General features: G+C 68.4%; 22 protein-coding genes. 11 read left to right on the forward strand and 11 right to left on the reverse strand.

Translation table 11 applies throughout. From position 1 onward, the window contains the following. The first annotated feature begins 154 nt into the window (after positions 1 to 154). Both ACFXN1_RS27770 and ACFXN1_RS27775 read left to right on the forward strand, forming a co-directional pair. Positions 155 to 4,108 (forward strand): DNA-directed RNA polymerase subunit beta', encoded by a 3,954-nt coding sequence (locus ACFXN1_RS27770; RefSeq protein ID WP_379399503.1) that lies wholly within the window; start codon positions 155 to 157, stop codon positions 4,106 to 4,108. Positions 4,109 to 4,243: 135 nt separating this feature from the next. After that, the gene (locus ACFXN1_RS27775; RefSeq protein ID WP_379442006.1) at positions 4,244 to 4,714 is read left to right on the forward strand and encodes a hypothetical protein; all 471 of its coding nucleotides are present in this window, start codon (positions 4,244 to 4,246) and stop codon (positions 4,712 to 4,714) included. A gap of 83 nt (positions 4,715 to 4,797) precedes the next feature. Here the strand turns inward: ACFXN1_RS27775 and ACFXN1_RS27780 are convergent, their stop codons facing one another. Together ACFXN1_RS27780 and ACFXN1_RS27785 are read right to left on the reverse strand one after the other, a co-directional pair. Further along, entirely contained in the window at positions 4,798 to 5,493 is a 696-nt protein-coding gene (locus tag ACFXN1_RS27780) for a hypothetical protein (RefSeq protein WP_379399501.1), read from the reverse strand. A 129-nt stretch (positions 5,494 to 5,622) separates the two neighbouring features. Then, positions 5,623 to 6,591, reverse strand: coding sequence for a DMT family transporter (locus ACFXN1_RS27785; protein ID WP_379442004.1), 969 nt, complete (start codon positions 6,589 to 6,591; stop codon positions 5,623 to 5,625). Between the two features lie 39 nt (positions 6,592 to 6,630). Between ACFXN1_RS27785 and ACFXN1_RS27790 the strand changes: the two genes are divergently transcribed. Then, positions 6,631 to 7,167, forward strand: a complete 537-nt coding sequence (locus tag ACFXN1_RS27790; RefSeq protein ID WP_379442003.1) for a CGNR zinc finger domain-containing protein — start codon at positions 6,631 to 6,633, stop codon at positions 7,165 to 7,167. A gap of 13 nt (positions 7,168 to 7,180) precedes the next feature. Here the strand turns inward: ACFXN1_RS27790 and ACFXN1_RS27795 are convergent, their stop codons facing one another. Next, entirely contained in the window at positions 7,181 to 8,062 is an 882-nt protein-coding gene (locus ACFXN1_RS27795; protein WP_379442002.1) for an LLM class flavin-dependent oxidoreductase, read from the reverse strand. A 254-nt stretch (positions 8,063 to 8,316) separates the two neighbouring features. Between ACFXN1_RS27795 and mqo the strand changes: the two genes are divergently transcribed. Together mqo and ACFXN1_RS27805 are read left to right on the forward strand one after the other, a co-directional pair. Next, positions 8,317 to 9,822: a malate dehydrogenase (quinone) gene (gene mqo, locus ACFXN1_RS27800; RefSeq protein WP_379442000.1), complete on the forward strand. Its 1,506-nt coding sequence runs from the start codon at positions 8,317 to 8,319 to the stop codon at positions 9,820 to 9,822. A gap of 112 nt (positions 9,823 to 9,934) precedes the next feature. Continuing rightward, entirely contained in the window at positions 9,935 to 10,426 is a 492-nt protein-coding gene (locus ACFXN1_RS27805; RefSeq protein WP_379441999.1) for a PaaI family thioesterase, read from the forward strand. 21 nt (positions 10,427 to 10,447) lie between these two features. On the opposite strand, the gene ACFXN1_RS27810 is transcribed toward ACFXN1_RS27805, so the two are convergent. Beyond that, positions 10,448 to 11,455 (reverse strand): aldo/keto reductase, encoded by a 1,008-nt coding sequence (locus ACFXN1_RS27810; protein ID WP_379399495.1) that lies wholly within the window; start codon positions 11,453 to 11,455, stop codon positions 10,448 to 10,450. A 165-nt stretch (positions 11,456 to 11,620) separates the two neighbouring features. Here ACFXN1_RS27810 and ACFXN1_RS27815 point away from each other — a divergent pair, with 165 nt between their 5' ends. Next, positions 11,621 to 12,460: a helix-turn-helix transcriptional regulator gene (locus ACFXN1_RS27815; protein WP_379441997.1), complete on the forward strand. Its 840-nt coding sequence runs from the start codon at positions 11,621 to 11,623 to the stop codon at positions 12,458 to 12,460. A 54-nt stretch (positions 12,461 to 12,514) separates the two neighbouring features. Here ACFXN1_RS27815 and ACFXN1_RS27820 read toward each other — a convergent pair whose 3' ends face one another. The 4 genes from ACFXN1_RS27820 to ACFXN1_RS27835 form a co-directional block, all read right to left on the reverse strand. Continuing rightward, positions 12,515 to 13,504, reverse strand: coding sequence for a pirin family protein (locus tag ACFXN1_RS27820; RefSeq protein ID WP_379441996.1), 990 nt, complete (start codon positions 13,502 to 13,504; stop codon positions 12,515 to 12,517). Positions 13,505 to 13,520: 16 nt separating this feature from the next. Then, a complete protein-coding gene (locus ACFXN1_RS27825; protein WP_354836525.1) occupies positions 13,521 to 13,835 on the reverse strand; it encodes a GNAT family N-acetyltransferase in 315 nt (104 codons plus the stop codon). 3 nt (positions 13,836 to 13,838) lie between these two features. Continuing rightward, the gene (locus tag ACFXN1_RS27830) at positions 13,839 to 14,321 is read right to left on the reverse strand and encodes a carboxymuconolactone decarboxylase family protein (RefSeq protein WP_379389289.1); all 483 of its coding nucleotides are present in this window, start codon (positions 14,319 to 14,321) and stop codon (positions 13,839 to 13,841) included. Positions 14,322 to 14,428: 107 nt separating this feature from the next. Beyond that, on the reverse strand, positions 14,429 to 15,217 hold the full coding sequence (locus ACFXN1_RS27835) for an alpha/beta fold hydrolase (RefSeq protein WP_379441995.1): 789 nt from the start codon (positions 15,215 to 15,217) through the stop codon (positions 14,429 to 14,431). A 45-nt stretch (positions 15,218 to 15,262) separates the two neighbouring features. Here ACFXN1_RS27835 and ACFXN1_RS27840 point away from each other — a divergent pair, with 45 nt between their 5' ends. Further along, entirely contained in the window at positions 15,263 to 15,661 is a 399-nt protein-coding gene (locus ACFXN1_RS27840) for a MerR family transcriptional regulator (RefSeq protein WP_379441993.1), read from the forward strand. Between the two features lie 16 nt (positions 15,662 to 15,677). On the opposite strand, the gene ACFXN1_RS27845 is transcribed toward ACFXN1_RS27840, so the two are convergent. Further along, positions 15,678 to 16,139, reverse strand: coding sequence for a MarR family winged helix-turn-helix transcriptional regulator (locus tag ACFXN1_RS27845; RefSeq protein WP_379441992.1), 462 nt, complete (start codon positions 16,137 to 16,139; stop codon positions 15,678 to 15,680). A gap of 114 nt (positions 16,140 to 16,253) precedes the next feature. Between ACFXN1_RS27845 and ribA the strand changes: the two genes are divergently transcribed. Beyond that, positions 16,254 to 16,889, forward strand: a complete 636-nt coding sequence (gene ribA, locus ACFXN1_RS27850; protein ID WP_379441871.1) for a GTP cyclohydrolase II — start codon at positions 16,254 to 16,256, stop codon at positions 16,887 to 16,889. A gap of 67 nt (positions 16,890 to 16,956) precedes the next feature. After that, on the forward strand, positions 16,957 to 17,760 hold the full coding sequence (locus ACFXN1_RS27855) for a dioxygenase (RefSeq protein WP_379399487.1): 804 nt from the start codon (positions 16,957 to 16,959) through the stop codon (positions 17,758 to 17,760). A gap of 18 nt (positions 17,761 to 17,778) precedes the next feature. Here the strand turns inward: ACFXN1_RS27855 and ACFXN1_RS27860 are convergent, their stop codons facing one another. Next, positions 17,779 to 18,270 (reverse strand): MerR family transcriptional regulator, encoded by a 492-nt coding sequence (locus ACFXN1_RS27860; RefSeq protein WP_379399486.1) that lies wholly within the window; start codon positions 18,268 to 18,270, stop codon positions 17,779 to 17,781. Between the two features lie 150 nt (positions 18,271 to 18,420). Between ACFXN1_RS27860 and ACFXN1_RS27865 the strand changes: the two genes are divergently transcribed. Then, positions 18,421 to 18,624, forward strand: coding sequence for a hypothetical protein (locus ACFXN1_RS27865; RefSeq protein WP_354836509.1), 204 nt, complete (start codon positions 18,421 to 18,423; stop codon positions 18,622 to 18,624). A gap of 26 nt (positions 18,625 to 18,650) precedes the next feature. On the opposite strand, the gene ACFXN1_RS27870 is transcribed toward ACFXN1_RS27865, so the two are convergent. Beyond that, positions 18,651 to 19,142, reverse strand: coding sequence for a SixA phosphatase family protein (locus tag ACFXN1_RS27870; RefSeq protein ID WP_379441869.1), 492 nt, complete (start codon positions 19,140 to 19,142; stop codon positions 18,651 to 18,653). A gap of 225 nt (positions 19,143 to 19,367) precedes the next feature. On the opposite strand from ACFXN1_RS27870, the gene ACFXN1_RS27875 reads away from it, so the two are divergent. Next, complete coding sequence (locus tag ACFXN1_RS27875) at positions 19,368 to 21,035, forward strand: FAD-dependent oxidoreductase (protein WP_379441868.1); 1,668 nt, start codon at positions 19,368 to 19,370, stop codon at positions 21,033 to 21,035. Positions 21,036 to 21,494 lie beyond the last annotated feature (459 nt).

Below are 21,494 nucleotides of genomic sequence, written 5' to 3' on the forward strand. Positions count from 1 at the left end.
GGCAAGCTGTGCCCAAACCCGCCCCCCAACAGCGGCTGTGCGGCTAGAAGCCTGGGCTAAGTCAGCAAACTCTCTGGGACCCCCGAAAGTCCCCCCAGGGCAACGGATTTGAACTTTTGCTCATTCTCAACCCGAACAGGGGAAAGGAAGTTACGTGCTAGACGTCAACTTCTTCGATGAACTCCGGATCGGCCTGGCGACCGCCGAAGACATTCGCAACTGGTCTTTCGGCGAGGTCAAGAAGCCGGAGACCATCAACTACCGCACGCTGAAGCCGGAGAAGGACGGCCTCTTCTGCGAGAAGATCTTCGGTCCCACCCGGGACTGGGAGTGCTACTGCGGTAAGTACAAGCGTGTCCGCTTCAAGGGCATCATCTGTGAGCGCTGTGGTGTCGAGGTGACTCGTGCCAAGGTGCGTCGTGAGCGCATGGGCCACATCGAGCTGGCCGCCCCGGTCACCCACATCTGGTACTTCAAGGGTGTGCCGTCGCGCCTGGGCTACCTGCTCGACCTCGCGCCGAAGGATCTGGAAAAGATCATCTACTTCGCCGCGTACGTGATCACCTCGGTCGACGACGAGCTGCGCCACAACGAGCTGTCCACGCTCGAGGCGGAGATGGAGGTCGAGAAGAAGTCGGTCGCCGATCAGCGCGACGCCGACCTCGAGGCCCGCGCCCAGAAGCTGGAGGCCGACCTGGCCGAGCTGGAGGCCGAGGGCGCCAAGTCCGACGTCCGCCGCAAGGTCAAGGACGGCGGCGAGCGCGAGATGCGTCAGCTGCGCGACCGCTCCCAGCGTGAGCTGGACCGGCTCGACGAGATCTGGACCACCTTCACCAAGCTGGCCAAGAAGCAGCTGATCATCGACGAGGTGATCTACCGCGAGCTGCAGGACCGCTACGGCGAGTACTTCACCGGTGCCATGGGTGCCGAGGCGATCCAGAAGCTCATGGAGACCTTCGACATCGCCGCCGAGGCCGAGAACCTGCGCGAGACCATTCGCACGGGCAAGGGCCAGAAGAAGCTGCGCGCGCTGAAGCGTCTGAAGGTCGTGGCCGCGTTCCAGACCAACGGCAACTCGCCGATGGGCATGGTCCTCGACGCCGTGCCGGTGATCCCGCCGGAGCTGCGCCCGATGGTGCAGCTGGACGGTGGCCGCTTCGCGACCTCCGACCTGAACGACCTGTACCGCCGCGTCATCAACCGCAACAACCGGCTGAAGCGACTGATCGATCTGGGTGCGCCCGAGATCATCGTCAACAACGAGAAGCGCATGCTTCAGGAGTCGGTGGACGCGCTGTTCGACAACGGCCGTCGTGGCCGTCCGGTCACCGGTCCGGGTAACCGCCCGCTGAAGTCGCTGAGCGATCTGCTCAAGGGCAAGCAGGGTCGTTTCCGTCAGAACCTGCTCGGTAAGCGTGTCGACTACTCCGGCCGTTCGGTCATCGTCGTCGGTCCGCAGCTGAAGCTGCACCAGTGTGGTCTGCCCAAGCTGATGGCGCTCGAGCTGTTCAAGCCGTTCGTCATGAAGCGTCTGGTCGACCTGAACCACGCGCAGAACATCAAGTCCGCCAAGCGGATGGTCGAGCGTCAGCGTCCCCAGGTGTGGGATGTCCTCGAAGAGGTCATCTCCGAGCACCCGGTGCTGCTGAACCGTGCGCCCACCCTGCACCGCCTGGGTATCCAGGCCTTCGAGCCGCTGCTGGTCGAAGGTAAGGCCATCCAGCTGCACCCGCTGGTGTGTGAGGCGTTCAACGCCGACTTCGACGGTGACCAGATGGCCGTGCACCTGCCGCTGTCGGCGGAGGCGCAGGCCGAGGCCCGCATCCTGATGCTGTCCTCGAACAACATCCTGTCGCCGGCGTCGGGTCGTCCGCTCGCCATGCCGCGTCTGGACATGGTGACCGGTCTGTACTACCTGACTCGCCTGGAAGAGGGCGCGAAGGGCGAGTACCGCGCGGCCACCAAGGACGAGGCCGAGTTCGGCGTCTACTCCTCGCCCGCCGAGGCGCAGATGGCCGTCGACCGCGGTGAGCTGACCGTGCGTTCGCTGATCAAGATTCGTCTGACCGAGCAGCGTCCGCCGAAGGACGTCGAGGCCGAGCTGTTCCCGGACGGCTGGCGGCGGGGCGACGCGTGGATCACCAAGACCACGCTGGGCCGCGTCATCTTCAACGACCTGCTCCCGGCGGACTACGCGTTCATCGACGAGCCGATGCCGAAGAAGCGTCAGGCGGCGATCATCAACGATCTCGCCGAGCGCTACCCGATGATCGTCGTGGCGCAGACCGTCGACAAGCTGAAGGACTCCGGCTTCTACTGGGCCACCCGCTCCGGTGTCACCGTCTCCATGTCGGACGTGCTCGTTCCGCCGGAGAAGGCGGAGATCATGGAGCGCTACGAGGCGCAGTCGGATCAGATCGAGAAGAAGTACCAGCGTGGTGCGCTCGATCACCAGGAGCGCAACAACGCCCTGGTCAAGATCTGGCAGGAAGCGACCGAAGAGGTCGGTAAGGCGCTGCGCGCGCACTACCCGGCCGACAACCCGATCATCACGATCGTCGACTCGGGCGCGACCGGTAACTTCACCCAGACTCGTACCCTCGCCGGTATGAAGGGTCTGGTTACCAACCCGAAGGGTGAGTTCATCCCGCGGCCGATCAAGTCCTCCTTCCGTGAGGGCCTGACGGTTCTGGAGTACTTCATCAACACCCACGGTGCGCGAAAGGGTCTGGCCGACACCGCGCTTCGTACCGCCGACTCGGGTTACCTGACCCGTCGTCTGGTGGACGTGTCGCAGGACGTCATCGTGCGCGAGACCGACTGTGGCACCGAGCGCGGCATCGTGGTGCCGATCGCGGAGAAGCAGGCCGACGGCTCGCTCATCCGGGACGCCCACGTGGAGACCAGCACCTACGCTCGTACGCTGGCCACCGACGCGGTGGACGCGAACGGCAATGTCGTCGTCGAGAAGGGCCACGACCTGGGCGATCCCGCCCTGGAGGCGCTGCTCGAGGCCGGCATCACCGAGGTGAAGGTCCGCTCCGTGCTGACCTGCACGACCGGCACCGGCGTGTGTGCCACCTGCTACGGCCGCTCGATGGCGACCGGCAAGCTGGTGGACATCGGTGAGGCCGTCGGTATCGTCGCCGCCCAGTCCATCGGTGAGCCCGGTACCCAGCTGACCATGCGTACCTTCCACCAGGGTGGTGTCGCGGGTGACGACATCACGGGTGGTCTGCCCCGAGTGCAGGAGCTCTTCGAGGCTCGTGTGCCCAAGGGCAAGGCCCCCATTGCCGAGGTGTCGGGTCGCGTGCGGCTCGAGGACGACGACCGCTTCTACAAGATCACGATCATCCCGGACGACGGGTCGGACGAGGTCCTGTACGACAAGCTGTCGAAGCGTCAGCGTCTGCGGGTGTTCAAGCACGAGGACGGCTCCGAGCGTCTCCTGGCCGACGGTGACCACGTCGAGGTCGGTCAGCAGCTGCTCGAGGGCTCGGCCGATCCGCACGAGGTGCTGCGCGTGATGGGTCCGCGTCAGGTGCAGGTCCACCTGGTCCACGAGGTCCAGGAGGTGTACCGCTCGCAGGGTGTGTCCATCCACGACAAGCACATCGAGGTGATCGTCCGCCAGATGCTGCGCCGCGTCACCATCATCGATTCGGGTGCGACCGAGTTCCTCCCGGGTTCGCTGGTGGAGCGCGCCGAGTTCGAGTCCGCCAACCGCCGCGTGGTCGCGGAGGGTGGCGAGCCCGCCTCGGGTCGCCCGGTGCTGATGGGTATCACCAAGGCGTCGCTCGCGACCGATTCGTGGCTGTCGGCGGCCTCCTTCCAGGAGACCACCCGCGTGCTCACGGACGCCGCGATCAACTGCCGCTCCGACAAGCTGATCGGCCTGAAGGAGAACGTGATCATCGGTAAGCTGATCCCGGCCGGTACCGGCATCAACCGGTACCGCAACATCCAGGTTCAGCCCACCGAAGAGGCCCGCCAGGCCGCGTACGCTGTCCCGTCCTACGACGAGAGCTACTACAGCCCGGACGGCTTCGGCACCTCCACCGGTGCCGCGGTCCCGCTGGACGACTACGGCTTCAGCGACTACCGCTGAGCCTTGTAGGCAGTCAATGGAATTCGGCCCCCGCTCCGATCGGAGCGGGGGCCGAACTCTTTTCACGTCCGGGTGCGTATCGCGGGTTTATGCTGGTTGCGGCGATTTGTCCCATCCCCCGGTGGAGGAGCTGACATGTCCGTTGGTCGTGTTCGTCATGGCGTCTTCGCGGCGGTCTTCGGGGTGGCGGTGCTGTCCCTGTGGGCGCCGCAGGCCGCGGCCGATCCGGGCGGCGGGCTGGGCGGCTGTCAGCACGGTGGAGTGCTCAGCGGCACCAGGATTCCCGGTACCGGCAGCGCCGGCCAGAGCGTGCGGCGCGAGGCGGATCTGTGGGGGTGCTCCAGTCCGTTGCTGCCCGGCATCGTGGCGGGGCATTTCAGCGCCGAATTGCCGTTCAACAGTCTCGACGCGCCGTCCATGGGCCAATTCGCCTGGGCCGACGGCAGTTTCAGCACGGTGATCGCCCAGCCCAATGCGTTGTGGACGATCACCGACGGGCCCGGCAGCGGGCACACCTTCCGGTTCAACCTCGCCGGTGAGATGAACGTGTGGTGGTACCACTGGGACAGCAGCATGCCCGTGGACTCGATGATCTTCCTCGAGTGAATCGGGAATGCTCGAGTGAATCGGGAATGCGAACGGCCCGCGCTCTGACGAGGAGCGCGGGCCGAATTGTGCTGCGGGGCGGGTCAGTTCGCCGGTTGGGGGGCGGCGGGGAGGGCGGCGAAGACCGGGCGGAAGAGGTTGCCGGTGCCGGGGGCGAGGGTGTCGACGTAGCTGAGGGCCGCGTCGGTGGCCTGCTGGCCGCCGGACATCTGGAGCCCGATGGCGCCGCCGACCACGCCGCCGACCACGGCGAGCAGGGGAGCGGTGATGAAGTCGAGGACGAACAGGCCGACGGGGAAGCCCGCGATGAAGCCGATGGTGGCGCCGATGGCCGCGCCGGTGGCTACGGCGGGGAGGTTGGCCTGGACGACGTCGAAGAAGTGCTGCTGGGCGTCGACCTCGCGGACCGGGGTGTCGGATTCCGCGATGGGGGTGAGGGTCAGCCGGCGGTTGTCCTGGTCGATCGTCGGGGTGAATTCGGCTGTCTTGCCGTCGATGTCGTACTTCAGGGGGACCGTGGAGACCAGGACGCCGTCGTCGTTGGTCACGATGACGGCGTCGCCGTCCCAGGTGGCGAGGAAGTGCCCGGCCTGCAGGGTGCTGACGGCGGCGCGATGGTCGGCGGTGAGGGCCACGTCATAGCCGATGTTGTGATCGGTGCCCTTGATCTGCAGGGCGGGTTGCTCCGGAGCCTGCGCCGGTTCGGCGGTTGCGGTGCCCGCGACCGTGGTCGCGGTCAGGCAAAGCAGGGCGGGCGCAATGTATTTGGTTATAGCCATCGTGGTTTTCCTCGAGTTGCGGACTGGTTCCCCGACATTTGCGACAAACTACCGTTATCAACTCGAGATGTGAAGGGTTGTGGCGCACAAGGGCAATCGACACATGGAATCGGCAGGTCAGCGCCGGTGTCAGGAGTGGGGCGTGCCGGTCGCGAGTGGGTCGTCCGCGGGCTCGCCCAGCCGGACCACCACCACGCCGATGAGAATCAATGCGCCACCGAGCAATTGGATCGGCGCCGGCGCCTGACCGAGCAGCGCCCAGGAGAACAGAATGGCGGCCAGCACCTCGCCGAGCGCCGCGAAGGACGCCAGCCGGGAGCCGAGCAGCCGGGTGGCGGCAATGCCGGTCACGTACGAGACGGCGGCGGTGATCACGCCGAGCGCGAGCAGCGGCGCCCACCAGTCCACCGTGAAGCCCTGGAACGCTACGGACGCCGTGGTGGCGTGCAGCGGCACGATGCCGATCAGCCCGGCCGCCAGAATGCCGAGCCCGCCGACCAGCAGTCCGCCGGTGGCCAGCACGGTGCCGGGTACCTGATCCCCGGCGTGCGCCGACAGGATGAAATACGCTGCCGCGCCGACCATCGCGCCCAGCGCCCAGGTGATGCCGGCCCAGCTGGTGGCCGTCCCGGAGTTCAGGTCGAGCACCAGGATCAAGCCGGTCACGCCGATGATCGCGCCGAGAACGGTTGCGCGACCGGGCTTCTGGCTGTGCCGCAGCCACAGCCACACCACCACCGCGATGGGTGCGGTGTATTCGATGAGCAGTGCCACCGCGACATCCATGTGCGCGACGGCATTGAAGTAGGCCAGCTGCGCGGTGGCGACGGCCAGCAGACCGTAGCCCGCGAGCAGGGCGGCATTGCGGCGCAGCAGGTTCCAGTCGCCGCGCAGCTGCCGCGCGGCCACAGGCAGCAGCACCAGCGCGCCGAGCAGCACCCGCACGATGACCACGGCGGCCGGACTCCAGCCGGCGTCGATGAGCCCGCGGGCCAGCGGGCCGGAGAGCCCGAATGCGGACGCCGACAGTGCGGCGCAGAGCAGTCCGGAGCGCAGCCGCTGCGACACCGCCGCCCTGTCATGAGTCAAAGTCGCCATGACAAATGACGCTAAGCGGCCCCGGTGTAATCTGTCAAAGTGATTTTCGCTGATGACACTGTGGCGGCCATGGCGGCGGCGGTGGAACTGGTGAACTCGGCCGAGGACCCGGACACCCTGACCGAGATCGCCCAGCTGGACGAGTTTTTCGTCAAGCACGGCTACACCGGCGTCCATGCCCGCACCCGGGCGGAGCTGACGGCCGTCCGCGCCCAGCGCGCCCCGCTGCGCCGCTTGCTCACCGCCGACCGCGACACCGCGGTCGACCTGGTGAATGCCATCCTGGCCGAGCATCGCGCGGTGCCGCGGCTGGTCCGCCACGACGGCCTCGACTACCACATCCACGCGGTGCCGCCCGAGGCTCCACTGGATGTCCGCATGGCCGTCGAGACCGCCATGGCCATGATCGACCTGATCCGCGCCGACGAGCTGTCCCGGCTGGCCATCTGCGCCGACGAGACCTGCGCGGGCATCGTGCTGGACCTGTCCCGCAACCGTTCCCGCCGCTACTGCTCCACGGCCTGCACCAACCGCAATGCGGTCGCGGCCTACCGGGCTCGCAAGATGGTCGGCTGAGCCCGCGGGACGATCAGCTGATCACGTCGGCGAGCCGATCCACCTGATCGGCGTCGCGGCCGTAGCAGTACAGCATCACCTCGTCCGCCCCGAGATCGCCGAATTGCCGGATGGCGTCGCGGATTTCGCCGGGCGTGGTCAGCATGCCGTCGACCATGAAGTCGGCGCGGCCGGAGAATTCGTAGTACGCGCCCATGGACGCGCGGGCGTCGTCGAGCACGGCGGCCGGGCCGAGCGCGACATTGACCTGGGCCACGATGCGGGGCGCGCCGGCGCGGCCGTGGTCGCGCCAGGAGCGGCGGACGGTGTCGAAGAGCCCGCCCGCCCAGGAGGGCGCGGCGGCCGCGAGGAAGCCGCCGCCCCAGCGGCCGACGCGTTCCAGCGCCGCGGGCTGGAAGCCGCCGAAGAGCAGTTCCGGGCCGGGGAGCGAGCTCGGTGCGGGGCCGATGGGCCCGCAGGTGGAACTGAACGGTTTGCCCGCCCAGAGGTCGTGCATGAGGCCGATCTGTTGATCGAGGCGGCGGCCGCGAGTGTGCAGGTCGGTGCCGGAGGCCTCGTGGTCGTCGGCGCGCCCGCCCACGCCGAGCCCGAGCACGAAGCGCCCGCCGGACAGCACATCCAGGGTGGCGGCCTGTTTGGCGAGCAGTGCGGGATCGCGCAGGGGTGCGATGAGGACCTCGGTCTGCAGCTTGACGCGGCTGGTCGCGCCGGCGAGCACCCCGAGGGTGACCATCGGTTCGGGATTGTCGTAGACCAGCCGATCGAGCAGGCCGAGGGTGGAGAAGGGGCCGGCGTCGGCGCGGCGCGCCCAGTCGAGCAGGGCGTGGGGATCGGAAATGGGAAGTCCGAGACCGATGTGCATGGGGATGACCTCCATGGAGAGATGAGTGGGCACAACTGCACTGCCGCCCACTCCGCGCCTCTCCGGAGGCGGATGCTCTCATTCTGCGGCACAACTTCTGGAGAGCATCTCTTGGATTGTGGCCAATATAGGACGCTTTCGAACAATGTCGCAACCCGGCCGGTAGCTCCGGGTGCGCGGGGCGGGGTTCGGCGATAGTGTGGCTGCGCCGCCCTGGCGGGCCGGTGGATGGTGCTAGCGTGCCCGTACGCTGTACGAGTTCAATCGGGGTTTTCCAGGTAATGACGATGAGAACACAACTGCCGCTGCGGCCCTACGATGTCGTGCTGATCGGCGGCGGCATCATGAGCGCGACGCTCGCGATGCTGATCAAGCATCTGGAACCCAGCTGGACCATCGGCGTGTACGAGCGATTGCCCGAGGTGGGCTCCGAAGCGTCGGCGGCCTGGAACAATTCGGGCACCGGCCATGCCGGACTGTGCGAACTCGATTACACCACCGAGAATCCCGACGGCAGTATCGATATCGAGCCGGCGCTGGAGCTCAATGAGCAGTTCCAGCTCACCCGGCAGCTGTGGGCGTCGCTGGTGGAATCCGGGGTGCTGCGCAAGCCGGAGACCTTCATCAATCCGGTCCCGCACCTGACGCTGGCGCGCGGGCAGCGGGAAGTGGATTTCCTGCGCCGCCGCCACGAAACCATGTCCGCGCACCACCTTTTCGCGAATATGCGATTCAGCGACGACCCGGAGGTCATTGCCGATTGGGCCCCGCTGATCACCCGGGGCCGTGACGCCTCCGAGCCGATCGCCGCGACCCGCGATATCACCGGTAGCGATGTGGATTTCGGCGAACTGACCGGCCAGCTGTTCCATTGGCTGCGCTGGCAGGATGTCGAGATCCACCGCAATTGCGAGGTGCGCGGACTGCGCCGCAACAATGACGGCACCTGGCAGTTGCGGGTCGACTGGCGCACCGACAACGACCGCCTCACGCGAAAGGTGGACGCCCGCTTCGTATTCGCGGGCGCGGGCGGCTGGGCGCTGAAAATCCTGCAGCGAGCCGGTGTTCCGGAAGTGCGCGGTTACAGTCTGCTGCCGGTCAGTGGTCGATTCCTGCGCTGCGACAATCCCGCCGTGGTGGCCGAGCACGACGGGAAGGTCTACGGCAGCGCGCCCTCGGGTGCGCCGTCGATTGCCATGCCGCACTTGGATACCCGGGTGGTGAACGGCGATCGCGCGCTGCTGTTCGGTCCGTACGCGGGGGCGAATCCGCGTTTCCTGAAACGGGGTTCGCTCTTCGACGCCGCGGGGTCGGTGCGGCCGGGCAATGCGGGTGCGATCGCGGCCATGCTGAAGTCGAATCCCGAGCTGATGCGGCTGCTGGTGGCGCAGCTGGCCTCGACCCGCAAGAGGAGGCTCGCCGCCCTGCAGGAATTCGTCCCCGAGGCGCGCGCCGAGGACTGGACCCTGATCACCGCGGGTCAGCGCGCCCAGCTGGTGAAGCCGGATCCGGAGCAGGGCGGGGTGCTGGAGTTCGGGACGGAAGTCGTTGCCGCGCAGGATGGTTCGATCGCCGCGGTGCTGGGCGCGACACCGGGTGCGTCGACCGCCCCGGTGATCCTGCTGGAGGTGCTGGAGCGCTGCTTCCCGCGCTACTCCCGGCTCTGGGAGCCGCGGTTGCGCGAGCTCATGCCGACACTGGGGCAGAGCCTGGCCAAGGATCCCCGGCTGGCGCGCCAGACCATGGCCCGGACCGCGGAGGCGCTGGGGCTGGCCGGCCGGGTGGTGGGCTGATCCGGCGGGCAGCTGCCGTGGATCCGTGGCAGGAAGCTGCCGTGGACAAAGCCGCGCCCGGCCCGGTATGAAATTGGAACAGGTTTCAATTTCTGGCCGGGCAGGAGAGGCGATGGACAGCGCTACCAAGGACGAGGCGAACGCCGCCATGGGTGAGATGGTGATGGCGGGCTTCCAGAAGCTCGGCTTCATCCAGTTCACCGGTATCGAGGGCGTGCACTACGCCCCGGGCCGCAATGTGGTCCGCATGGCCGCGCGCCCCGAGCACTTCAACCACAATGGCGATATCCACGCCGCCCTGCTGTTCGGCCTGGCCGAGACGGCCGCCATGGGCGCGTCCATCTCCGGCATCGTGGACCTGCTCGGCGACACCTTCATCGTCGCCCGCGACGGCCGCATCGAATACCTGGCCCGCGCCAAGGGCGAGGCGGGCCCGTTCAGCGCCACTGCCGAGCTGGCGCCGGAGACCATCGCCGAGACCCGCGCGAACATCGAATCCGGCACCGAGATCGAGCTCGAGGTGCCGGTGACGATCGCCGACGTCACCGGCAAACCCGTGGCCCGCGCCGCCTTCACCGCGGTGATCCGGCCGCGCCGGAAGTGATTCCGGCTCCGGCGAGGTGACTCAGCGCTCGCTGTCGAGCATGGCCATCTGCGCGGGCGCGTAGCGGCCGCCCGCCACCTGGTCGGCGGGCACGGCCGCCTCGATGGTGGCCAGCTCGGCCTCGGACAGCCGAATGTCCACCGCCGCAACGGCTTCCGCCCAGCGCTCAGGACGCCGCGCGCCGATCAGCGGCACGATGTCCGTGCCCCGCGACAGCACCCAGGCAATGGCCAGCTGGGCCACGCTCACCTGGTGTTCGGCCGCGATCTTCGCCAGCGCGTCGACCAGGCGCAGGTTGGCGTCGAGGTTCTCGCCCTGGAAACGCGGGCTGTGCGCCCGGAAATCGGAGGGTGCGAACTGCTGCCCGGGCCGCAGCGAATCGCTCAGCAGGCCGCGGGAGAGCACCCCGTACGCGGTGATGCCGATGCCGAGTTCCCGTGCGACGGGCAGGATTTCGGCCTCGATGCCGCGCGAGACCAGGGAGTATTCGATCTGCAGGTCCACGATCGGGTGCACGGCCGCCGCGCGGCGCAGCGTCTCCGCGCCCACCTCGGACAGGCCGATGTGGCGGATGTAGCCGGCCTGCACCAGCTCCGCCAGGCCGCCGATGGTCTCCTCGATCGGAATGTTCGGGTCCAGCCGGGCGGGCCGGTAGATGTCGACGTAGTCGGTGCCCAGTCGCTGCAGGGAGTAGGCGAGGAAGTTCTTGGTGGCCGCGGGCCGGGTGTCGACGCCGCCGAAGCTGTTGTCGGGTCCGCGCAGCGCGCCGTACTTCACGCTGAGCAGGATGTCCTCGCGCTTACGGTCGGCCAGCGCCTGCCGGATGAGCAGTTCGTTGTGGCCCATGCCGTAGAAGTCGCCGGTGTCGATGAGGTTCGCGCCCGAGTCGAGGGCGGCGTGCACGGTGGCGATCGAGACGGCGTCGTCGGCCGTGCCGTACATGCCGGACATACCCATGGCCCCGAGGGCCGGGCGGGAGACGGCGGGCCCGGTCTTGCCGAGCTGAACGGTGCTGAGGTTCGTGGTCATGCCGATAACACTGCGCCTCCGCGGCGGGGTCCGGGAGAGGAGCGTTCATCCAGGGATCGGCGATCCCTGGTTACCACCGGTGGACGGCTGGCGAGGAATTCGCGCGGCGCAGACTGGGATCGCCGGTACCTGGCTAGCGGGCCCGGGACGGGGGACAGTGGTGAGGTGGATCGAACCGAGCTGGCCGACTTCCTGCGCCGCCGCCGTGAGCAGCTGCAACCCGCCACCGTCGGGTTGCCGCCGGGCGCGCGCCGCCGCACCCCCGGCCTGCGCCGCGACGAGGTCGCCATGCTCGCGGGCATGTCGACCGACTACTACACCCGGCTGGAGCAGGCGCGCGGCCCGCGCCCGTCCGTGCAGGTGCTGGCGTCGCTGGCGCGGGCGCTGCGACTGACCGACAGCGAGCGCGACCACGTCTACCACCTGTCCGGCCACCAGGCCCCCGCGCGCGGCGGCGACAGCCACGTGGGACCGGGCCTGCTGCACCTGCTCTCGAAGCTGGACGACACCCCGGCTGTGGTCATCTCGGACCTGGGTGAGGTGCTGGTGCAGAACCGCATGCACACCCTGCTGTCCGGGGACTACTCGCAGCGGCGCGGGCTGGAACGATGCATCCCGTGGCGCTGGTTCACCGAACCGGGCTCCCGCGCCATCTTCCCGGCGGAGGACTGGGAAGCCATGAGCCACAAGCATGTCGCCGATCTGCGCGCGGTCTCCGCCCGCCGCGCCGGCGACGCCGACGTGACCGAGCTGGTGGCCCGGTTGCGGGCCGCCAGCCCGGAGTTCGAGCGGCTGTGGAACGAGCACGAGGTGGGTACCGGAACCGGCCACATCAAGCGCATGGTCCACCCGGAAGTCGGTGTGCTGGAGCTGATCTGCGAACCGCTGCTCACCCCCAGCGCCACCCGGCACGTGCTGATCTACTACCCCGCGCCCGGCACCGACACCCAGGAGAAGCTGGATCTGTTGCGGGTCATCGGAACTCAGTCGATGACCAGCCGCTGACTGCCGGCCGCAACGAAATCGGCCCCGAACCAGTGCGGTTCGGGGCCGACCTTGTCACTCGTGCGGCACGCCGCAGCGGCGCTTGCGCGGCTTCAGATGCAGCCCCGGCAGCGGCGGCGCCGGGATCCGCTGGTCCGGCGTGTGCCCGGCGATATCGGCGAAGCGGCCGACATCGTGCTTCTCCCAGTCGTTGCGGGCCTGTTCGATCTCCTCGTGGCTGCGGGCCACGAAGTTCCACCACATGACCAGATCCTCGCCGAACGGTTCACCACCGAGCAGCAGCAGATGCGCGCCGCCCGTGGATTCGTGCAGCCGGAGGGACTCCCGGTCGCTGCCCAGGTAGAACAGGCTGCCGGGCGCGACGTCGGTGTCGTCGACGCGGAGCCCGCCCGTGATCACCAGCACCGCGTGCTCGAAGTCCGGATTCAGCGGCAGCGTCACCGCCGCGCCCGCCTCGAGCCGCAGATCGGCGCCGACGATCGGGGTGTAGGCCCGCGCCGGGGAGGTGGCCCCGCCGAGCGAGCCCATCAGGACGACGCCGTGCAGCCCCGGCAGCGTGAACTCGGGCAGGTCCCGATGCTGCTCGAAATGCGGTGCGATATACCGGGATTCGTCCGGCAGTGCCACCCACAGCTGGAGTCCATGACCCGAGATGTGGCCCGGCACTCGATATTCCGAGTGCGCGATGCCGCGTCCGGAGGTCATGAGGTTCAGCTGCCCGGGTGCGATCTCCACATCCGAGCCCACACTGTCGCGGTGACGGATCCGCCCGTCCAGCGGCCACGTGACCGTCTGCAATCCGATATGCGGATGCGGGTCGATGTCGTGCCCCTCCGGGTTGGCGGGCGAGCCACCGTCGAAATGGTCCAGGAAGCACCATGCGCCGACCGTCGGCAGGTCCCGCTGCGGCAGCGAGCGGAAGACGGTCACCCCGCGCACGCCACCCAGCGGCACCTCGCGGGCCGGGAAGAACTCGGCGCGTGGCCCGGGGCGCCCGGACGATTCGCACAGCGCCTCTTCCGGCCGCGGCTCCAGATCACTCATGCCCGCTCCTCCCTGCTCACCTCTTGATGCCCTTGCCCACCACGTATTCGTCGTATTCCGGGTGCTTGTCCAACCAGCCCTTGATGAACGGGCAGCGTGCCACGATGACGCGGCCGCGGGCGATCACATCCTTGATCGCCTCCTGCGCGAGCAGATTCGCCAGGCCCTTGCCGCTGAATTCCTGATCCACCTCGGTATGAATGAAGGTGGTGTCGTTGTCGTCGCGCTCGCGGTACTCGCTGAACCCGGCGAGCGAATTCCCGTACCACACCTCGTACCGGTGTTGCGCGTCGTTACGAACGACTGCGGCCGTCACGGCCTGTTCGCTCATTGTTCAGTTCTCCTTCCGCACCCGCACCGGATGTCTGCTCATAATCGACACGCGATTGAACGCGCCGATAGTGGTCGCAGCCCAGATGAGAACGGACATCTGGTCATCCGATAAATGTTGCCGCGCAGCAGCATACTCACGCTGCATGGTCTCCTCATCCGGCAATGAAGTGACCGTCTCGGCCACCGAGAGTGCGGCCTGCTGCAGTTCTGTGAACAGGTACGGACTGCGGTGCCAGGCGGTCAGGACATCCAATTGCTGCTGGGTGACACCGGCTTCGCGGGCGTACCGGGAATGCAGGTCCAGGCAGAACGGGCAACCGGTGAGCTGGGAAACGCGGACATTCACCAATTCCATGACCGCGCGGTCCAGATCGGCGGCCGCGGCGGCGTTCCGCACGGCGAACGCGACGCTGTTGAGTTCGCGGAAGACCTCGGGCGTCTGCTTGTCGATCCACACCCGGTCGTGAGTTACAGGCGACTGCATAGTGGCTGCATCGTAAGCCGAGAATGTGAACCGTGCCTTCTGGTCTGAAAATTGGTGTTTCAGACCGAGGTCTTCCGGGTGAACTCACCGGGGTCTTCCGCGTGAACTCAGCGTGCCGCAGCCGCCCGCTGCCGGGCGAAGAAGTCGAGCACGGCCGCGTGCCAGGCATCGGGCTGCTCCACCATGACGACGTGCCCGCCCGGGAGCTCGGTGTACTCGGCCCCCGGAATCCCGGCGGCCTGTTCGCGGGCGTTGGCCGGATCGCAGAGCAGGTCGCCGGCGAGCCCGATGACCAGCGTCGGCACCGCCACCTGCGGCAGGTCGGCGCGCACGTCCGTGTGCTCGATCAGCGCCGCCTGCGCGGCCGTGCCGCCCGGGATGTTCGCCGCGGTCTGCGCCAGGATCTCCGAAAGCTGCTCTTCGGGAAGGGCATTCACGAAGTCCGCGCTGAACCCGGCGAGCAGGGCGAACCGTGCGAAGGATGCGCGGTCCCCGGCCGCCAGGGCGCGCTGCCACAGTTGGATGTTCAGTCGCGACCGATTGTCGGGCCTGGCGAAGCCGCCGGTGAGCACCAGCCCGCGCACCCGCTCCGGATGCCGCACCGCCGCCCGGATCGCCACCGCGGTGCCGAGGGAGAAGGCGACGATCGACAAGGTCTCGGCCCCGCGAGCCACCGCCTCGGCGATCAGGGCGTCGGCGAGCGAGTCCAGGGCGAGCGGAGTGTCGTCGGCCGGGTAATCGGACCCGATGACCAGGTGATCGGTGGCGAGCAAGGGGATCAAGCCGCCGAAGTTGGCGTCGATGCCGCCGCCTCCGCCGTGGGCCAGCACGATGGCGGGGCCGGAACCGGAGACCTGGGTGGTGAGGACCGGGCTTTCGGGAGAAATGTTCGTCATGGCGGCGACGTTAGGGATTCACATGGGTGTGAAGGTCAACGCGATGTGCGGGAGGTCACAGTGCTGATCGGCGAACTGTCCCGGGCCACCGGGGTGCCCGCCCGGCTGCTGCGCTACTACGAGGAGCAGGGACTGCTTGTCCCGCACCGGGATTCGAACGGCTACCGCAGCTACCCCGCCACCGCCCCGGATCGGGTCGCCCGCATCCGCGAACTTCTCGACGCCGGACTGCCCACCCGCGATATCCGGGAACTGCTGCCCTGCGCCACCGAATCCGGCTTCCAGCACTGCGATCACTCCCGGCAGGTGGTGAGCGACGGCCTGGATCGCCTCGACGACCAGATCGCCGAGCTGGCCCAGCGCCGTATGCTGCTGGCCCGGCAACACGACGCGGTCCTGGCCGCGCCCTACGACCCGAATCCCGGTGTGGCCGAGGCGTCCTGAGCCCGACTCGGAACGATCAGGCGGTTTCTTCCCGGAGGCGGCGGTTGACCTCGGTGAAACCCGCTGCCACAGCGGCCAATTGCTCCGGAGTGAAGGCGTCCACGAAGAATTCACGCACCGTCTCGACGTGGCCCGGGGCGGCCTGTTCGAGGCGCTTGCGTCCGCCGTCGGTGAGGCGGGCGTAGACCGCGCGTAGATCGGTGCGGCAGTTGCGGCGGGTCACCAGGCCCGCCTTCTCCAGCTGGTCGACCTGGTAGGTGAGCTTGCTCTTGGAGTTGAGCAGGGTCGAGGCCAGTTCGGTCATGCGCAGTTCGCCGTCGGGGGCGGCGGCGAGGCGGACCAGGATCTCGTATTGCAGGTGGGAGAGTCCGGAGTCCCGCTCGAGCTGTCTGCCGAGTCGGCGTTCCAGCAGGCTGGAGGCGCTCAGGAAGGCCAGCCAGGCCGCCCGTTCCTCCTCGTTCAGCCAGCGTGGACTCATCTGCCCAGGTTACAGCCGGTTGTTCGGGTTGGAATAACCTCCGGGCCCTTGCGGTTCAAATTTGAACACTGTGCCCCATTCAAAGAATTGGTCCCTGGCCTCAGGAGAATCCTCATGAGCAGCACCTTCGTCGGCGCAAGCGTCCGCACCCGCGTGCGGATTCCGCTGACCTTCGCCGACGGCTACTCGACGACCGCGCAGGCGGTCACCTTCGACGGCCTCGCCGACGGCCGCGAGCACGTCGCCCTCGTCCTCGGTGAAACCGACCTCGGCCCGGACGGGCCGGCCACGCCGCTGGTGCGGCTGCACTCCGAATGCCTCACCGGCGACGTCTTCGGCTCCGCCCGCTGCGACTGCGGACCGCAGCTGCGCGAGGCCGTCGAGCTCATCTCCGGCACCGGCGGCATCCTGCTCTACCTGCGCCAGGAGGGCCGCGACATCGGCCTCTACAACAAGCTCGATGCCTACGCGCTGCAGGACTCGGGCCTGGACACCTACCAGGCCAATACCGAACTCGGCTTCGACGAGGACGCCCGCGACTACACCGCGGCCGCCCAGATGCTGACCGCCCTCGGCGTCGGCGAACTCGACCTGCTCACCAACAATCCCGACAAGGTCCGCCAGCTGACCACGCTCGGCGTGACGGTGCGCGACACCGTCCCCACCGGCGTCCACGCCACCCCCGACAACCTGCGCTACCTGCGCGCCAAGGCCGAGCACACCGGGCACACCATCCGGCTCGTCGGCTGAGCCGACCATCGAGTTCCGTGGCTGAGCCGACCATCCAGCTCCGTGGCTGAGATCGAGAGGAAATCCCATGTCCCAGGCCGTGACTCACGAGCGGACGGACCGCATGCCGGTGCTCTACCTGAGCCACGGCGCACCGCCCCTGGCCGACGACCCGATCTGGCCCGGCCAGCTCGCCGCCTGGTCGGCCGAACTGCCCAGGCCCACCGCCATTCTGGTGGTCTCCGCGCACTGGGAGGACGCGCCCGTCACCCTCGGCGCGACCACCACAGTGCCGCTGCTCTACGACTTCTGGGGCTTCCCCGAGCACTACTACCGGGTCCGCTACGCCGCCCCCGGCGCTCCGGACCTGGCCGCGAAAGTCCGTGCGCTGCTGGGCAGTCCGGGCCGGCCGGTGCACGAGGCGCCGACCCGCGGCCTCGACCACGGCGCGTACGTGCCGCTCGTCGAGATGTACCCCGATGCCGACATCCCGGTCCTGCAGCTGTCCCTGCCGACCCTCGACCCGGTCGGCCTCTACGACCTGGGCCGCCGTCTCGCCCCACTGCGCGACGAGGGCGTCCTCATCCTCGGCAGCGGCTTCTTCACGCACAACCTGCGCGAGGCGAACTTCTCCATGCCGGCCGACTTCGCGCCCGGCTGGTCCCGGGAATTCGATCACTGGGGCGACGAGGCACTGGCCGCCGGTGACATCGACGCCCTGCTGGACTTCGAGCACGCCGCCCCCGACGCTCGCCGCGCCCACCCGCGCACCGAGCATTTCGCGCCGCTGTTCGTGACCCTCGGCGCGGGCGCGGACGAACTGGCCACGCAGCACACCGCCATCGACGGCTTCTGGTACGGAATGGCCAAACGCTCCATCCAGATCGGCTGATCCGGGCGGAGCCTGCGCTCAGTTCCCCTGGCGGGCAGCGTCGTTCGGCCCGACCCGGGCAGCGCCGTACGACCCGACCGGCGGATCACACGTCTGCCCGCCGCCGTAGAGCTCGATCTTGTAGTCGAGGACCACCAGGGTGGACTGCAGTTCCTCGATCTGGGCGAGGACTTCGGCGCGGGTCCGCCGGAACATCTCGAGCCGCTCCGGATAGGTGTGCTCCCCGGCCCGCACCAGCTCCGCGTACTTGACCATGTCGGCTACCGACATGCCCGTGCGCCGCAGTTTCCCGATGAACCCCAGCCAGTCCAGATCCCGGTCGCTGAACCGGCGCTGGCCGGAGTGGTCGCGGCCCACGTAGTCCATCAGGCCGATGCGCTCGTACCAGCGCAGGGTGTCCCGGGTCAGGCCGCAGCGATCGGAGACCTCGCCGATCGAATATCGCGGCCGTTCGCGCTCCACGGTGTCCTGCGGTGCCGGATTGCGCTGTTGTACCGGTGCTGCGCTCATCGGTCTCGCCCCTTCCTGCCGAACCATCCACGACGTTAGTGGGTTGGAGTGCACTCCAAGCAAGCCTACGGGCGTACGACGTCGAGGGCGTGGGTGCGCGAAGTTTCGATGTGCGGCTCGACCGGCCCGTTTCGCGCCTACTCTGGGGTCATGGCTGGAAAAGACGTGGATCGGATCAGGGCCCGCTCGGCCCTGGAGACGGCCAAGGAACAACCGGTGATCACGGCCATTGCCGCGCTGCCCGTGGTGGCGGTGCTGGGCGTGGTGTGGTGGCTGCTCGGCTTCTGGCCGGCGCTGCTGCTCCTGCTGATCTTCGGTGGTGTCGTGGTGTGGAAGGGCAAGCTACTCGGCTGAGCCCGGCCCTTCCGAGGTCGCCGGGCCTATCGCGGCACGTGGAATCGCACCAGTTCACCCGTGCCCGGGTCGGCGGCTGCCCATGGGCGGTCGAACTCGATGACCGCCAGCGCCGAGGTGGGGAATTTCGCGCTCATCTCCTCGGCCGGGCCCGAATGCCGGTTGGCCGCCAATTCCCAGGCCGTCCAGGGCATTCCGGGGGAGTGGCCGATGACCAGCAGGGTTTCCACGGCATCGTCGGTGAGTTGCAGTATCTCGATGATGATGTGCGGGGACGCCTCGTAGATCGAGCTCTCGAACGTCACCGGCGCGGTGATGCCGGTGGCCGCCAAGGTCTCCCGCGTTCGCGTCGAAGTGGAACAGAGGACGGCGTCGATCTCCGGCTGGGTGGCGCGCAGCCAGTCACCCGCCAGTGCCGCCTCGCGCCGCCCGCGCGGGGCCAGGGGTCGCTCGTGGTCCTGCACGCCCTCGGGGTATCCGGATTTGCCGTGCCGCATCAGGATGAGAGTCCGCACCATAGGCATTACGGTAGGGGGCCTCGAGTGCGCCCGGGAGACCGGTCTCACAGCGGTGCACGCCGGTGCCGACGTGAGACAGTGCTCACACTCGAGGCACACTGAAGGTGGCGACACATCGCAGTGCCGACACCCGATGGAACGCCGCCTATATTAGAACGTGTTCTACCGACCCTGCTCGACCCCGAGCGGAGTATTACACGCGACAGTTTCGAGGATCTGCGAGATATGGCCTATGTGATCACGCAGCGTTGTTGCAACGACGCCAGCTGCGTACCCGAGTGTCCGGTCGATTGCATTCGTCCCACGCCCGAGCAACGCGAGTTCGCCACCACCGAGCAGCTCTACATCGACCCGGACACCTGCATCGACTGCGGCGCCTGCGTCGACGCCTGCCCGGTCGACGCGATCTTCTCCGAGGACGATCTGCTCGCCTCGCTGGCGCGCTTCAGCGATATCAATGCCGCCTACTTCCAACGGCATCCGCTGGAGTCGAACTTCGAGCCGCTGGTCGCGCCGTCCCGGGCGCCCAAGGAACTGGGCACGCTGCGGGTCGCCATCGTCGGCGCGGGCCCGGCCGCCTGCTACGCCGCCGAAGAGCTGCTGCGCCGCGCCGATGTCGAGGTGGAGCTGTTCGACCGGCTGCCCACCCCGTACGGCCTGGTGCGCGCGGGCGTCGCCCCCGACCACCCGGGCACCAAATCGGTGGCCGGCCTGTTCGAGTCGGCCTTCCGGCGCGAGGCGCTGCAGTACCGGTTGAATGTCGAAGTCGGCAAGCACATCTCGCACGAGGAGCTGCTCGCCCACCACCACGCCGTCATCTACGCCGTCGGCGCGGCCACCGACCGCCACCTCGGCATCCCCGGTGAGGACCTGCCCGGCAGCCACTCCGCCACCGAGTTCGTGGCCTGGTACAACGGCCACCCGGACTTCGCCGACCGCGAATTCGACCTCTCCGGCGAGCGCGCCGTCATCGTCGGCAACGGCAATGTGGCGCTCGACGTGGCCCGCGTGCTCACCGTCGACCCGGACGAGCTGGCCAAGACCGATATCGCCGACCACGCCCTGGATGCGCTGCGCCGCAGCAACATCAAAGAGGTCATGGTGCTGGGCCGCCGCGGTCCGCTGCAGGCCGCCTACACCTCGCCGGAGTTCCTGGCGCTCACGCACCTGAAGGGCGTCGATATCATCGTCGACCCCGAGGACCTGGTCCTGGACCCGGCCTCGCAGGCCGAGCTGGACGATCCGGAGGTCGAGCCCTCGCTGCAGCTCAAGTACACCCTCGCCCAGGAATACGCCGCCGGTTCCCGCAACCCGGACAACAAGCGAATCGTGTTCCGCTACCTGGTCTCTCCCACCGCCATCACCGGCGACGGCAGGGCCGAGGCGGTCGAGTACGTGCACAACGAGCTGGTCGAGGAGAACGGCCGCACCGTGGCCCGCGCCTCGGACCGCACCGGCACCGTCGAGGCGTCGCTGGTGCTGCGCTCCATCGGCTACAAGGGCGAGCCCGTCGCGGACGTGCCGTTCGACGAGTCCGCCGGCGTCATCCCCAATGACAAGGGCCGAGTCCTGGCCGCCGGCAACCCCGTTGCGGGCGTGTACGTCTCCGGCTGGATCAAGCGCGGTCCGCGCGGCGTCATCGGCTCCAACCGCATGGACTCGCAGGAGACCGTCGACCAGCTCATCGAGGACTTCACCCAGGGCAAGCTCGCTGCCCCGCAAGCCGGTCGCGCCGCGCTGGAGGCCCTGCTCTCCGAGCGCCAGCCCGACCAGATCGGCCGGGACGGCTGGAAGGCCATCGACGCCGCCGAGAAGACCGCGGGCAAGTCCGCGGGCCGCCCGCGCGTGAAGTTCACCAGCGTCGAGAACCTCCTCAAGGCCGCCAAGGGGTAAACCCAACTCTCGGGACTCTCAGGGGCTTCGCCCCCGAACCCCCAGGGACATCGGGGGCTCCCCCCGCACCCCCGAGGGATGTCGGGGCTCAGCCCCCGCGCCCCGAGGGGCGTCGGGGCCACGCCCCGGACTCCCAGGGACATCGGCGCCCGGGGGTGGGGCTGATCACCCCCCAACGGCTGTGGCCCCACCTGTAATGGGTTGGGCCACAGCCATTTTGGCGTCGGGGAGTCAGCTCGCGCCGAGGTTGATGAGGAGGCCGTCCTTGGTGCACAGGGAGGGGACGGTGGGGTCGGGCTGGGCGTTGCAGGACAAGCCGTTGATGGTGGCGACGTCGGTATCGCTGACCTGCCGGCCGTAGGCGGTGGCGACGGTGATGGCCTCGGTGCAGCCGGGGATGCCCGCCTGGTTGGCGTAGGCGATGACATCGGTCCGCAGGGAATGTCGCGTAAGGTCAGC

It is taken from the genome of Nocardia sp. NPDC059154 (genome assembly GCF_042755705.1).
Taxonomy (GTDB): Bacteria; Actinomycetota; Actinomycetes; order Mycobacteriales; family Mycobacteriaceae; genus Nocardia.